Origin of the sequence: Nitrincola tapanii, assembly GCF_008368715.1 — a bacterium.
GTDB lineage: Bacteria > Pseudomonadota > Gammaproteobacteria > Pseudomonadales > Balneatricaceae > Nitrincola > Nitrincola tapanii.
The window spans coordinates 249,490-263,027 of record NZ_SMRS01000001.1 but is presented as its reverse complement, the minus strand read 5'-3'; the positions used below and the strand labels follow the sequence as shown (position 1 = coordinate 263,027).

The 13,538-nt window shown below is 52.4% G+C and carries 10 protein-coding genes; 1 reads left to right on the top strand and 9 read right to left on the bottom strand.

What is annotated here, in order from left to right; translation table 11 throughout:
- Positions 1 to 29: 29 nt before the first annotated feature.
- From E1H14_RS01345 to ercA, 5 genes are all read right to left on the bottom strand, one after another.
- Positions 30 to 2,621: a hybrid sensor histidine kinase/response regulator gene (locus E1H14_RS01345; RefSeq protein ID WP_235017355.1), complete on the bottom strand. Its 2,592-nt coding sequence runs from the start codon at positions 2,619 to 2,621 to the stop codon at positions 30 to 32.
- A 1-nt stretch (position 2,622) separates the two neighbouring features.
- The gene (gene nosP / locus E1H14_RS01340; protein ID WP_149389646.1) at positions 2,623 to 3,774 is read right to left on the bottom strand and encodes a nitric oxide-sensing protein NosP; all 1,152 of its coding nucleotides are present in this window, start codon (positions 3,772 to 3,774) and stop codon (positions 2,623 to 2,625) included.
- A gap of 214 nt (positions 3,775 to 3,988) precedes the next feature.
- Positions 3,989 to 5,053, bottom strand: a complete 1,065-nt coding sequence (locus tag E1H14_RS01335; RefSeq protein ID WP_149389645.1) for a porin — start codon at positions 5,051 to 5,053, stop codon at positions 3,989 to 3,991.
- A 337-nt stretch (positions 5,054 to 5,390) separates the two neighbouring features.
- On the bottom strand, positions 5,391 to 6,728 hold the full coding sequence (locus tag E1H14_RS01330; RefSeq protein ID WP_149389644.1) for an ATP-binding response regulator: 1,338 nt from the start codon (positions 6,726 to 6,728) through the stop codon (positions 5,391 to 5,393).
- Complete coding sequence (gene ercA / locus E1H14_RS01325) at positions 6,712 to 7,875, bottom strand: alcohol dehydrogenase-like regulatory protein ErcA (protein WP_149389643.1); 1,164 nt, start codon at positions 7,873 to 7,875, stop codon at positions 6,712 to 6,714. Before ercA ends, E1H14_RS01330 begins: the two co-directional genes overlap by 17 nt.
- A 181-nt stretch (positions 7,876 to 8,056) precedes the next feature.
- Between ercA and E1H14_RS01320 the strand changes: the two genes are divergently transcribed.
- Positions 8,057 to 9,361: an NAD(P)/FAD-dependent oxidoreductase gene (locus tag E1H14_RS01320; RefSeq protein WP_149389642.1), complete on the top strand. Its 1,305-nt coding sequence runs from the start codon at positions 8,057 to 8,059 to the stop codon at positions 9,359 to 9,361.
- A gap of 76 nt (positions 9,362 to 9,437) precedes the next feature.
- On the opposite strand, the gene E1H14_RS01315 is transcribed toward E1H14_RS01320, so the two are convergent.
- Genes E1H14_RS01315 through pqqC form a run of 4 tightly spaced genes read right to left on the bottom strand, consistent with a single transcriptional unit; the run spans position 9,438 to position 13,524 of the window.
- Positions 9,438 to 11,390, bottom strand: a complete 1,953-nt coding sequence (locus tag E1H14_RS01315; RefSeq protein ID WP_149389641.1) for an alpha/beta hydrolase family protein — start codon at positions 11,388 to 11,390, stop codon at positions 9,438 to 9,440.
- Positions 11,356 to 12,483 (bottom strand): pyrroloquinoline quinone biosynthesis protein PqqE, encoded by a 1,128-nt coding sequence (pqqE, locus tag E1H14_RS01310; protein ID WP_149389640.1) that lies wholly within the window; start codon positions 12,481 to 12,483, stop codon positions 11,356 to 11,358. The genes E1H14_RS01315 and pqqE overlap by 35 nt, the downstream gene beginning before the upstream one ends.
- Positions 12,476 to 12,760 carry a pyrroloquinoline quinone biosynthesis peptide chaperone PqqD gene (gene pqqD / locus E1H14_RS01305; protein ID WP_149389639.1) on the bottom strand — a complete coding sequence of 95 codons (285 nt, stop codon included), beginning with the start codon at positions 12,758 to 12,760 and terminating at the stop codon, positions 12,476 to 12,478. The genes pqqE and pqqD overlap by 8 nt, the downstream gene beginning before the upstream one ends.
- On the bottom strand, positions 12,757 to 13,524 hold the full coding sequence (gene pqqC / locus E1H14_RS01300) for a pyrroloquinoline-quinone synthase PqqC (protein WP_149389638.1): 768 nt from the start codon (positions 13,522 to 13,524) through the stop codon (positions 12,757 to 12,759). The genes pqqD and pqqC overlap by 4 nt, the downstream gene beginning before the upstream one ends.
- Between the last annotated feature and the right edge of the window lie 14 nt (positions 13,525 to 13,538).

Here is a 13,538-nt window from a genome sequence, read left to right as displayed (position 1 = left end):
CTCTCGGCTGCAGGATTAAGACCCTCGTATCAGGCACTGATCGAGGGTTTTAACAGATGGGTCAGCGTGGCTTTTAACTTTCCGGGTTTCACGGGTTTGTTCATCAGCAAATAACCACTCTCACGAATTGACTGTTTTAATTCGTTACTGTAATTCGCGGTGATCATTAGAACCGGTGGACGATCACTGCGGCGCTGCAAGATTTCCTCGACCACATCTGTTCCGATCACATCATTATCCAGGTGATAATCTGCAATTAAGAGATCCAAGGCACCGCTGCCAATATTGATCTGCTCACTCAGATGCTCCAGCCCCAAAGCCGTCACCACCTGACACCCCCAGCCTTGTAACAGAGTGGCCATACCGGCACAGATCGCTGGATCGTTATCGATCATCCAGATCTGCGCCCCCTGCAAGCGTGCATCGTAATCCGAAGTTGCCAGTGGTGGCAGCAGGCTTTGTGGTGGCAACTCACCCAAAGGCAAGGTCACACTGAAAATGGAACCGCGCCCCTCCTCCGAAGCCACTTTAATCGGATGCGACAGCATACGGCTGATCTTATCCACGATCGCTAACCCTAAACCCAGGCCTTTATCCTGTGCCGCGCCCGGCGGGTGAATACGTCGGAATTCAAGAAAGATTTCGGTCAGCTTATCACTTGGAATACCGCGCCCAGTATCACACACCTGAATCTCAATCTGGCCGTGACGGCGACGACATCCCAGCAGAATACGGCCCCCTCTCGGGGTGTAGCGTATGGCATTGGTTAGGAAGTTGCGCAGGATACGCGCCAAGAGGGTGATATCACTCAAAACCACCGCCTGGCAGCCCACAAAAGAGAAGTCCAGCTCCTCACTGCTGGCAATCTGCCGATATTCAATGGCCAGATTTTCTAGCAGATCACTCAATCGGAAGGGAGCGGGATCCGGTTTGATCACACCGGCATCCAGCTTGGAAATATCCACCAGGGTGCCCAGTAGGTTCTCAACATCTTCCAGCGAGTTACTCACCGCTCCGACCAGATGCGCAATCCGCTCCGGCATGGACTGATCCAACAAAGCTCCCGTAAACAAACGGGCCGCATTCAGGGGTTGCAAGAGGTCATGACTGACCGCGGCCAGAAATTTAGTTTTCGACAGATTCGCCTGCTCGGCTTCCTGCTTCGCATCGAGAAGCCGTGTTTCAACTGCCTTACGTTCAGAGATCTCCTGACGCAACTGCTGGTTTAGTTCGGTCAGCTCGGAAGTACGCTCACGTACACGCTGCTCGAGATTTTGGTAGGCCTGCTGCAAGGCTTCAGAAGTGCGCTTACGCTCGGTGATATCTCGGATCAAAACGAAGAAACCCACCGCTTTACCCTGAGCATCCAGGTTGGGCACATAGGATTTCAACATATACCGGTTTTCACCCGCCGCGTTTTGCTCCTCCACCTCAAAAGTCACACTTTCACCGGCTAGGGCGCGTGTCACATAGGGCTGCAAACGCCGAAAAGAGGCTTCACCATGCGCACGCAAAATACTTTCGCCGAGCAGCGAACCACGCGGCCAACCATAAAAATCATCATAAACCTGGTTGGTGAAGCGGTAACACATATCCGCGCCCAGATAGGAGATCAAGGCGGGGACATGGTCAGTAATCAAGCGTATCCAGCTCTCACTCTCACGCAGGTTCTCCGCGTAACGGTGATGCTCGGTAATATCGGTATAGGTGTTCACAAAACCACCCGAAGGCATGGGATGAGTTTTGATCTCCAGCACGCGCCCATCGGCCAAGCGCTGCTCACGCTCGGGCATGATCGGGCCTTGTAGATTGGGCTTAATCAGCTCCACCTCTGTTTTTGCCATCAGCTGGGCAAAATCATGTGAATGGCTGGCATCTATATCAGGAAGTGAGGTAAGGGAAAGAAAACGATGATTCCAAACCTCCAAGCGTCCTTCAGCATTGACCAAGGCCACACCTTGCGACAGGTTATCCACCGTGCTCTGCAGCAAACGTGACTTCTGCTCCAGCGCCTGCTCGCGACGTGCCGCTTCACTGGCTTTGAGATCCGTAATATCGGTGTAGAGGACCACCAAGCCCCCCTCACCAGTCACTCTTTCCGAAACCTGTACCCAGCGCCCATCCGCCAACTGATAGATCGGCTCTTCCGGTGCATCCGTTAGATGCTCACGGGCAATAATGCCATGCATCTCGGCTAAACGGCGGAGATCGGCAATGGTCACACCGCGCTCGATCTGTACGCCTGTGCCCTGCCAAAAATCGCGGAATTTATTGTTAAACAGAAGAATGCGGCGTTCGCTGTCAAACAGTACAAACGCATCTGAGATACTTTCAATCGCGTCGATTAAGCGTTGATGCGCAGTCGCGGCTTCGGTGTTCGCCGCTTTTAAGGCCTGATTACTACGCTTAAGCTCCGCCATGGTTAAGGAAAGCGCTTCGGTGCGCTCACGCACCTGCTCCGCCAAAGCCGCAGAATGTTCAAAAGCAGCGTAGGGGGCGGCAGACACCGAGCTTCCGGTTTCCACCCGCTCAATCAAAGCGGCATTAATACGCTTGAGCTTAAGATTTTCCGCTTCCAGTGCGTCTAAGCGTTGCGACATCGCCTGGCTGATTTCGCTCATTCTAGCGACTCCGCCCAATGACCACACCGGTGAAGGTTTGATTAATGTGCACCCCATCATAGTGTTCGCCGTAGGTGTTAAAACCCACCACCTGATGCTGCATCAAAAACCGCGATGCTTCCTGCGCTTGATCCAAATGCTCGATCTCTAAGCGCCGCAAAAAACAGTCACAGCCAATGGTTAATAACGGCGGCCCGATACGCTGTTCTGTATCCTGAAAACGCTGAGCTAAATCGGGCATGATGGGTTGTGATTGCAGGGGTGTCAGGACAATGCCATTGCCGACCGCACAGTAGAATGTCAGGCTCAGGTCTTCATTCATGCGCTGTATCGAGCGCACATAGTATTCCTGACCGACTTTGACGCCAATCGGATGAAGAGCAAAGACCTCAGGGTTCAGCGCCTCAGGCGGCACCCCCACTAGGCGTGCATACACCTCCCCCGCAGGCTCCGCATTCAGTTCATGCACAGTACGCGTTGCCGCATCCGCAGCCGTCACCACCAGCTTTTCTGCTTGTGGGCGCAGATGATGCGTACTAAAGACTTCAAAATCTAAAGGCGTATTCACCAGAATCATCACCGCCGCTTCGGTACGGAACTGTCCCTGAGCAAACACATGCGTGCGTGCCAGTTGAATATCATCGCCCGCCGAGCCACCAAAGTGAGGAATACTGCCCAGCGCAGAATCCAGTGCTACCAACACCAACTCCTCCTGACTGGACAAGCCATCGAGAAGTGTCATGGCAAACAGATGTCCCTTGAGCGGGGCAATATGACGGCTGCGTCCACGCACAATCAACTCATCTACAAGTTTTTGTGCTTCTTTCAAACCAAAGCCAGCCAACTCCTCAACCAGGCCTATCTCAACGGAAAAATACTGGCGATGAAAACCTATGGCACAGAGGCTGCCACGATCATAACCTTGAGGCGTAATCTCACCGGCAGTGGTACAACCGGCGAGCGGAATCTCTCCGAAGGCTTGATTCAGCGCCTGCTGTAAAACAGACAAGTCATACTCCGCCGAACAGAAAAACAGCACAAAACCGAGATCCGGAGTGATCAACTGTTGCGCCAACTCCTGGGCGGCGACCTGTGCATCACTGCTACGTGAATAGGCGGTGCGGACAGGATCTAGTGTCAAGGGCGCATTCATTGGCCACTCCCGAAGGTATCTATAAGCATCTCATTATAAGCATTATAGGAAGGCGAATCCGGGCTGGTTATTCTACTTGCGGGTAAAAAAGCAGTACTTTTGTACAGACTAAGCCCTAGAGGCAAAGTAGGAAGGGGTCACAGCATAACGCAAACAGGCCGGTGCTGAAGGGGGAAGGGCACCGGCCTGTTCAGGTTTAAAGCAGGGTCAAGGATTACCAGCTGAAGACAGCACCGACTGCGAAGGTATCGGTATCAGGTGTCGCAGAACCTTTCAACTTGTTGGTTGAGTACTCAGCGACCATCTTCAGATTACTATTGATATCATAGAAAACCGCACCGCCCTGAAGGTTGTTTTTGGTGCCATTCTTGTTATCCGTTTCACCATAAGAAAGAACACCTTTGACAGCATTGTACTTGTAAGATGCCTGAACCAAGTAACCACTGGATTTGCTGGCAGACAGCAGAGTGTCGCTCGCAAACGCAGTACTGATTCCCTTCTGATCAAATCCAGAAGCTGTCAGCGCAAAACCACCAAGACCGACCTTAGCACCGTACGCCACACCACGCGCATTCACGTCATTGGTTTTGCCCGATGCGCCTCCCAACCAAGCAGAGAACATACCGCCATCAAAGTCCGTGGAGTAGGTCAACTCAGTTTCAAAACGTGGCTGCTTGCTGTTCTGCGCTCCATTATTATTGGGATCCAAAATACCCGCTGCCAACTGGAAACCATTGACATTCGGTGTACGGTAAGTGATCTGCGCATTCGGGTTCGCGTAAGGATAACCCGCCGTGATGTTACCAAAAGTTGTTCCGCTTGTTCCCTGTGGCGCTAAACCTACCCCCATCAGCAATTCATCATTAAAGATATTGCTGCGCGCATAAAGACCAAAATCCTTACCGAAAAGCACCTGACCGAAGTCACCATCTACCGTTGCGTAGAACTGACGTACATCGATACCTGTGTCGGTTTTATTGTTGTCATCCGTGTTAACGTCATTGATAGTCACCCAAAAAGAGGAACGTGCACCTACGGTGATACCATCCATCTCTTTAGCCGCATTAAAACCTATGTAGTTTGGCAGGAAGCCCATACGCACACGCGATGTTTGGGTATCACCCTGATCCTGATAGGTGTAAAAAGCGTTCAGAAAACCGTCTGCGCTGAATGAAGTACCGCCCTGATCATACAGAGTGATACCGGCATTCGCCTGTGACATCAGGCCAACCGCGATCATAGCAGGCAAGGCTTTTTTAAGGATTTTTTTATTGTTCATCGTTTTCCCCAGGGCTCTAGTTCAAGAGTCGTTCGTATCAGGTTAAATGGATCTAAGACCTGACGGATTATCCCGAGCTGACGCCCCCACCCCCATCATCCCCGAGCAGGATTTTGCTGACGCTTTCGAGGCAAACACCTTGGTGCTATAGCCTCTAAATACTAAGTTCTAAGACCTGAACTTAGGTCGGAAAATATCAGGGACAACCCTAACACAATGATTTTAATAATAAATATTATTCAATAAAAAGGCGCAGTTTGAGGTAAAAAACGCTGAATGTAAGGGAAAGCCTCAAGCTTAAAAGAAGGGGCTTAAAAGAAAGGACTTAAAAAAGGAACTAAACCAGAAGATGGCTGATTAACGCACGCAATTTCCCCGGCTTCACTGGCTTATTCAAAACTGGGATCTGCGCATCCCGAAATGCTTGGCGCGTATGCAGAGAACGATCTGCCGTCACCATTAAAGCCGGCTGCTGCATCCCATCTTGACGCAGGTGATGCAGCAGCGTCAGCCCATCTTCACCTTCGTCTAGGTGATAATCGATTAATAGCAGATCGATAGAACCCTCCAGCAACACTTGGCGTGCGCTGGGCAAATCACTGGCGACCCAAACCTGACACCCCCAGCCCGACAGCAAAGCACGCATACTGCTTTGAATACTCGGCTCATTATCAATCACCAGCAGCCTTTTACCAGCCAGATGATCGGAATCACTCAAGTAATTGAGGGCTTGTAAAGGCTGCAACGGGGCAGGCGCCATCACCCTCAGGGGGACTCGAATACTGAAACAGGACCCTCGCCCTGCACGTGATTTCAGCTGCACAGGATGTTCGAGCATCCGCGCCATACGCTCAACGATGGCCAGACCCAAGCCCACTCCACCACGATTCTGGCGGCGTCCTTGCAACTGGTGAAACTCGCGAAATACTGCTTGTTGCTGCTCAACGGGAATTCCACAGCCGGTATCCCAGACCTGGATTTCCAACTGATCCTGACGCCGACGAAACCCCAAAAGCACACCGCCCTGGTCGGTATAACGAAAGGCATTGGTCAACAAATTACGCAAAATGCGGCTGAGTAAGCGCAGATCGGTATACAGATGCCAATCCGCGCTAAAGGGCGTGATGCGAAATTGCAAAGCCCGGTCTTGTGCGACAGAACTAAATTCAGCACGCATGCTGCTGACCAGGCGCGCTAAAGGAAAGAGTTCAGGATCGGCCTTTAATGCCTGCTGATCCAGTTTAGAGATATCCAGCAAATCCGCGAGCAGCTGCTCGGCACCCTCTAAAGAGAGATGCAAACCCTCAACTAACTGTTTTTCTGTTTCCGGCAGGGTGCGTTCACGCAAGGCGGCAACCAATAGCCGCGCCGCATTTAACGGCTGCAACAGATCATGACTGGCCGCCGCCAAATAACGATCCTTGCTACGATTCGCCTCTTCCGCCTGCTCCTTGGCCTCGGCCATCGCCACCTCGGCTGCACGGCGAATCGCCACCTCTTGTGACAAGCGCTGATTCAGCTCGGTTAACTCCTGTGTACGCTGCTCGACCCTCTGCTCCAGTTCTTCGTTCAGCTGTAGCAGTTCACGATAATAGGTTTTGCGTGTCGACTGGTCACCCAGGCCGATGAGATCGGCAAAACGTGAATCCTGTTCCGTATCAGAGGGCTTCTTCATAGAGGCTAGCAAGATCTCGATGGTTAGATTTACGTGGGTTCGTCAAAATACAGGGGTCTTTAATAGCGTTATCACTGAGGTAAGGGATATCGGTCAAATGCACGCCCTGCTCACCCAGCTTTTGATAGAGTCCGACCTGACGCTTAAAGCAGATCACGTGATTCATTAAGCGTTTTTTAATTTGTGGACTGCTCAAGCCACGGGTATCGATCCCCAAGGTATCGGCCACCACTCGAAAACGGTCTTCAGCACTGGTGTAGTTAAAATCAATCACATGCTCTAACAGCATGGCATTACACAAACCGTGCGGCAGATCCAAATAGCCTCCCAGGCTATGCGACATGGCATGAACCGCACCTAGGATCGCATTGGAAAAGGCCAAACCGGCTTTCATCGAACCGAGCATAACCTGCTCACGCAGATGGCTGTCTTCCGGCTGCTCAACCAACAACACCAGATGATTATTAATCAGACGAATCGCATCCAAGGCATGCATATCGGTCAAGGCACCACTGCCGGTGGAGACAAAAGCCTCAATCGCATGCACCAGTGCATCTACGCCCGTACAGGCGGTTAAGAAAGCATCCATCGTCCGGGTCGTATCGGGGTCGATCAACGCCACATCAGGTACGACCGACTTACTTACGATGGAAAACTTCACCCGGTTCTCTTGATCGGAGATGATGGCAAACTGTGATACATCAGCCGAGGTGCCTGCTGTCGTCGGGATAAAGATTAACGGCGGAATTGGCACCTGAATTTTATCGATGCCTTCAAATTCAAGAATACTGCGTCCATGCGTGGCGACGATGCCGATACCTTTAGCGCAATCCATCGGACTGCCACCGCCAATCGCGATAATCACATTACAACCTTTTTCGCGATACAGCTCGGCCCCACGCATCACTTCTTCTACACGAGGATTCGGGGAAACTGAGGTAAAGGTTTCATAGGGCATTTGCGCGCTTTGCAAAATCTCTTCGATCTCTTGCACCCAACCGGCCGCAACGACACCAGGATCTGAAACCAACAGGACACGCTTCGCACCAAAAGTATTGGCGTAGTTGGCCGCCATTTTTCGCGCACCACTGCCAAAAATAATTTCCGGTGAGACGAACTTACGCAAACTGGATACTGCATTACTCATTACGACTAGCCCAGCCACCGAATGTCGGTGATCATCTATTTTTATTATGGACTGGCTATTATGACGATCCAGGCTCTTTAGGGCTAGGATCCGCCGCCTTGAGTCGTCCGGTACTTTGGTCGGATAAAAAATAGACGCTCGCGCTAGTGCAGTTTTGACCTAACAAGCAGATACTTTAAGTATGAACAAGACACCTTCTCTCTATCAACATCTGGTTATTATCGGCGGCGGCGCGGGCGGTCTGGAGCTGGCTACACGCCTGGCCAAACGCTACAAGCGTAAAGGCTTACAGATCACTTTGGTGGACTGTGAACCCACGCATATCTGGAAGCCCTTGTTGCATGAAGTCGCGACAGGTTCTTTGGATGCCGGACTCGATGAACTCAGCTACCGTGCACAAGCGCGTAGTGCCGGTTTCCAATTCCAGATCGGCCGCATGGAAAGCCTGGATAGAGAGCAGCGTTGTATCGGTTTAGCGCCCGTTTGCGGCCATGATGGAGAAGTCATCCTACCTGGACGTACTCTTTTTTATGACTATCTGGTGATGGCCGTTGGCAGCGTCAGCAATGATTTTGGCATTCCCGGCGTGCGCGAACACTGCACTTTCCTAGACAATCGCCATCAAGCTGAAGTGTTTCACCATAGCCTACTCGACGCCTGGTTAAAAACTAGTAGCACACCCGACAGCTGCTTACGCATCGCACTGGTCGGCGGAGGCGCAACCGGTGTTGAACTCTCGGCTGAACTCTTTAACTGTGCACGCGAGTTGCGCGCTTACGGTGTCACGAAAGCCGATCGTAGCCGTTTGGAAGTCATTCTGATCGAAGCGGGCTCTCGCATTCTGCCCGGCTTACCCGAGCGTATCTCCAGTGCCGTCACCTATGAATTGGGTAAGCTCGGTGTGAGTGTGCGTACCCAAACCCGAATCAGCTCCGTCACCGAGGATGCGCTGATCACGGATACCGGAGAAAGGATTGAGGCGCAGTTGAAGGTCTGGGCCGCCGGTATCCGTGCACCCTCTTTCTTAAAAGAATTGGATGGACTGGAAACCAATCACCTCGGTCAGCTCATTGTACAAGCGGATCTGCGTACCACCCTAGATGAGCGCATCTTTGCACTCGGTGATTGCGCCAGCTGTGAACAACCCGACGGTACGCGCGTCCCCCCACGCGCCCAAGCCGCACATCAGATGGCCAGCTATCTGTTTAAACATCTACCGAAAATTCTCAAAGAGCAGCCCCTACCGCCTTATCTCTATAAGGATCATGGTTCGCTGGTGTCTTTAAGCCGTTACAGTACAGTGGGCAGTCTGATGGGTAATCTGACCCAAGGCAGCATGATGATCGAAGGCCGAATCGCACGTTTGGTTTACGTTTCCCTCTATCGTATGCATCAGCTCGCACTCTACGGCTATCTAAAAACCGGACTGATCACGCTAGTCGATCGCATCAATCGCGTCATTCGACCGCGCTTGAAATTGCATTAATCCGCGATTGGCTGGGTTTATGCCTGGTTTATGTTGGATTCTCATCCATACAGAAGTCTCTTATAAGTTGTTTTACCTACTTGCTGTCGGCAAAACAACTCCGATAAAAGGCTAGTTCTTGTTCCAAAACGGCCACTTGATGCTCAGCCTGACGAAAGCCGTGGCCCTCTCCGGCAAAATAGTGTGCAGCCACCTTGACACCCTTTTCCTGCAGCGCTTGCACTAGGGCACGAGTTTGCGCCGCGGGGACGACGGCATCTTCACAGCCTTGAAAAAAGATCACAGGGGTTTGCCAGTTCTCCACCCAGTTCAGAGGAGAGCGGGCATGATAAAGACTCATCGCCGACTCGTTCTGTTTGGACGAGAGGGGGGCAATTAACCAATCCAAATAGCGAGATTCAAACTTGTGCGTGGTCTGCGCCAGTTGGAGTAGATCCGTCACACCATAAAGGCTTGCACCGGCACACCAACGCTGGCTGCGCGCCATCGCCATCAGTGTGGTATAACCACCGGCACTCTGCCCTCTTAAACACAAACGCTGAGGATCTACCCAACCCTGCTCAGATAACCAATCCGCGACAGTTTCGATATCTGCGACCTCAGCCTCTCCCCAGCGCCCCGCTAAAGCCAAACGATAGTCACGCCCGTAACCACAGCTGCCAAGATAATTCACATCCACGACAGCAAAACCTTGATGCGTCCAAAATTGGATGCGTGGATTCAATACCGGGTAGGTGGTGGAGGTAGGACCACCATGACTGAGGACAAGCAAGGGGGGGCGTTGACCGGGTGGCCAGATACCAGGTTGAGGGGGATAAAAAAACGCGGGTATCGTCTCTAGGCCTGGATGATGCGTCTGTGGCAACGAGGTGTTGCGCGGTACTTGCAAGCCTTTTGGCAGACTCACAGGCGCTGCGGGACGCTCCCCTCCAACCAGAAAATGCACAGCACCTGTCTCAAGATCCAGCGTTAGAATACCGGCAAAAGCCTCGGCTGACTGGGCAATAAAGCAGACTCGGCCCTGATGCCAAACTAAACTTTGTATCAAGGAACAGGGTAAATCATAGACTTGCCAGGTCGCATCCTGGAAACACCAACGCCGCAGCTGGGACACCCCCTGATCCTGTGCCACGACCAATAGATCCCCGTCCGGTAGTTCTAAATAACTGACTAAACCCATGACCCAAGGGGGAGTGGTCAACTCTTGGGTTAGATGAGGATGGATGGCCTGCGGAGTTTGTCCAGGCTGAAGTTGATAGAGGTTCCACCAGTTATGTGGATCACCCAAAGCGAGTAACCGGCCATCGCGTAAAAAGCGTGGCTGCAACCAGGCGGCGGACGGATATTCGGGCGTGAGATACTCGACTTCAGCCGCGGGGCTGGACGCCAGCTCCCAATATGCGATGCGCGTTTCTAACCAGGGTTGATGTGGATGGGACCACTCAATCCAGGCCAACCCCGAGCCATCAGTGGCCAGACTTAAACCGACATAGAAGTCAGCCCCCTGCTGCGCAACACGGACTAATCCCGTCTGCAAACAGATGCTGACCAACTGATGGCGCGGTTCCTGTTGAGATGACTCAGCCTGCGCTTGCTGCGCCCCTCTGTTTTCAGCCACCGCCCACAAACAATTGCGCTGGGCATCATACACAAGATCAGCAAAACGTAGCGCCAGAGTCGAGGTTAAGCGCCGATGTTCGGGTGTCGTGCGATTTTTCCAGCGTGTCAGCCAGATCTGTTGATCTTCAGCATCCACCCACGCCAGATCTTCACCCACCCAAGCCCAGGCACCGCCACCATACTCATACACTCGGCTGCGCACCGACTGTGCGTGCGGGGTCAGCGCTTCTGGGCCGTGCGGGGTCGCACGCCAGATGCGGTTACGTCCTGTCTCTGGCGCATAGGCCACCCAGGCCAACTCTTCGCCCTGGCTACGCAGCATCGAGTACTCAGCCAAACCGGCCACCGCCTGTTCCGCTTGGGCAAAGGAGCGCTCAACCGCGACAGAAGATGCGTGAGTTACGTTCATTGCGGTAGGTCATCTCTCTTTCCTCTGCTAACTCCGCCTCCTGGCGTGCCGCGAGGATCCGATGATGTTCCGGTGATTTACTGCAGACCGGATCGGTCGCGTGCATATCCCCAGTGAGCATAAACGCCTGACAGCGACAGCCTCCTAAATCCTGCTCTTTTTCATCACAGGAGCGGCAAGGTTCTGGCATCCAGGCATCCCCACGGAAGTAGTTAAACCCGGGAGAGGTCTGCCAAATCTCTTCTAACGACATAGTTTTTACATTGGGAAACTCGATCGGCAGCATCCGCGCACTATGGCACGGCAAAGCTGTTCCATCCGGAGTCACCGTCAAGAAAATTTCGCCCCAGCCATTCATACATTTTTTTGGCCGCTCTTCGTAATAATCGGGCGTCACAAAAATCAGTTTTAGCGGATTACCTGCGGCCTGCAGGCGCTGACGATACTCTTGGGTAATAGCTTCAGCTTTTTCCAGTTGAGCACGTGTAGGGAGGAGCGCGGCACGGTTTTCAAATGCCCAACCATAATACTGGCAGGTCGCCAGCTCTACATAATCGGCTTCCAGCTCAATACACAGCTCGATAATACGATCAATACGATCGATGTTATGCCGATGCGTGACAAAATTGAGCACCATGGGGTAGCCCTGAGCTTTCACTTCACGCGCCATCTTCAGCTTCTGCTCAAAGGCTTTGGCCGAGCCAGCCAACATATTGTTGACCTCCTCGTCCGAGGCTTGGAAGCTGATCTGGATATGATCTAAGCCGGCCTGACGAAAATCAGCCATGCGTTCGGCGTTGAGCCCCAGACCCGAGGTAATCAGGTTCGTGTAATAACCCAAATCCCGAGCCGCTGCGATCAACTCAGTCAAATCTTGACGCACCAGAGGCTCACCCCCGGAAAAACCCAATTGTGCCGCACCCATTTCACGCGCCTGAGTGAAAACATCGATCCACTCTTGCGTCGTCAACTCAGCACCGGCGCCGGCAAAATCCAAAGGATTGCTGCAATAGGGACATTGCAGTGGGCATTTGTAAGTCAGCTCCGCCAGCAACCACAGGGGTTGGCGGCTCGCAATTTCAGGCTTAATCATAAAGAATCCAGTTTAACGCTTGAGCATGCTGAAAAAAGCCAAGCACATCCTCAGCCAAATCCTCAGCCTCAGGGTATTCCGCTTGCAACTGCTCGATCAGCTGGGCAATGCTTGCTTCACCCTTGACGCGAGTCAGGATCGCCCCGGCACTGGCATTCAGTTTCACCATCCCTTCTGGGTACAGCAGCACCCAACAATCCTGTGCCTTTTCCCACTGTAACCGAAACATCGGATTCAGACGTGGAACCTGTTCAAGCTGGATCGCAACGGCACTCATTTGAACAACCCTCGGTGATAAACCCTCTCCTGAGTCACGGTATGGTAAGGCGCACGATCCAGTTCATACGCCATGCTCATGGCATCCAACATGCTCCAGAGCACATCCAGCTTAAACTGCAAAATCTCCAGCATACGCTCTTGCGCTTCACGGGTTTGGTAATGCGCCAGCGTAATGCGCAGACCATGCTCAACATCACGTCGCGCTTCTGTCAAACGCTTACGGAAATACTCATAACCCTGAGGCTCGATCCAAGGATAGTGTTGTGGCCAAGCATCCAAACGCGACTGGTGGATATGAGGCGCAAACAGCTCCGTTAAGGAGGAACTCGCGGCCTCTTGCCAAGACGCACGACGCGCAAAGTTCACATACGCATCCACTGCAAAACGCACACCGGGCAACACATGTTCTTCAGAAAGAATCTCTTCTCGCGTTAAACCGACTGCTTCACCGAGACGCAACCAGGCTTCAATCCCGCCTTCGGCCTGATCATCGCCATCATGGTCGATGATACGTTGTACCCAGTGGCGGCGAACCTCACGATCCGGGCAATTGGCCATGATCGCAGCATCTTTCAGCGGAATATTGATCTGATAATAAAAACGATTGGCGACCCAACCACGGATCTGCTCAGGTGTGGAACGACCAGAGTACATCGCCTGATGATAGGGATGATGAATATGATAATACTGCCCTTTGCTACGCAGCGCGGCTTCAAACTCGTCTAAAGACATGGGCAAGCTTTTTACATTGGTGGGTTTCATACACAAAACTCCCA

What these genes read in the sequence shown, in the direction of transcription:
- E1H14_RS01345 (WP_235017355.1), bottom strand. Translation starts at nt 2,621, where the DNA reads ATGAGCGAAATCAGCCAGGCGATGTCGCAACGCTTAGACGCACTGGAA.
- nosP (WP_149389646.1), bottom strand. Translation starts at nt 3,774, where the DNA reads ATGAATGCGCCCTTGACACTAGATCCTGTCCGCACCGCCTATTCACGT.
- E1H14_RS01335 (WP_149389645.1), bottom strand. Translation starts at nt 5,053, where the DNA reads ATGAACAATAAAAAAATCCTTAAAAAAGCCTTGCCTGCTATGATCGCG.
- E1H14_RS01330 (WP_149389644.1), bottom strand. Translation starts at nt 6,728, where the DNA reads ATGAAGAAGCCCTCTGATACGGAACAGGATTCACGTTTTGCCGATCTC.
- ercA (WP_149389643.1), bottom strand. Translation starts at nt 7,875, where the DNA reads ATGAGTAATGCAGTATCCAGTTTGCGTAAGTTCGTCTCACCGGAAATT.
- E1H14_RS01320 (WP_149389642.1), top strand. Translation starts at nt 8,057, where the DNA reads ATGAACAAGACACCTTCTCTCTATCAACATCTGGTTATTATCGGCGGC.
- E1H14_RS01315 (WP_149389641.1), bottom strand. Translation starts at nt 11,390, where the DNA reads ATGAACGTAACTCACGCATCTTCTGTCGCGGTTGAGCGCTCCTTTGCC.
- pqqE (WP_149389640.1), bottom strand. Translation starts at nt 12,483, where the DNA reads ATGATTAAGCCTGAAATTGCGAGCCGCCAACCCCTGTGGTTGCTGGCG.
- pqqD (WP_149389639.1), bottom strand. Translation starts at nt 12,760, where the DNA reads ATGAGTGCCGTTGCGATCCAGCTTGAACAGGTTCCACGTCTGAATCCG.
- pqqC (WP_149389638.1), bottom strand. Translation starts at nt 13,524, where the DNA reads ATGAAACCCACCAATGTAAAAAGCTTGCCCATGTCTTTAGACGAGTTT.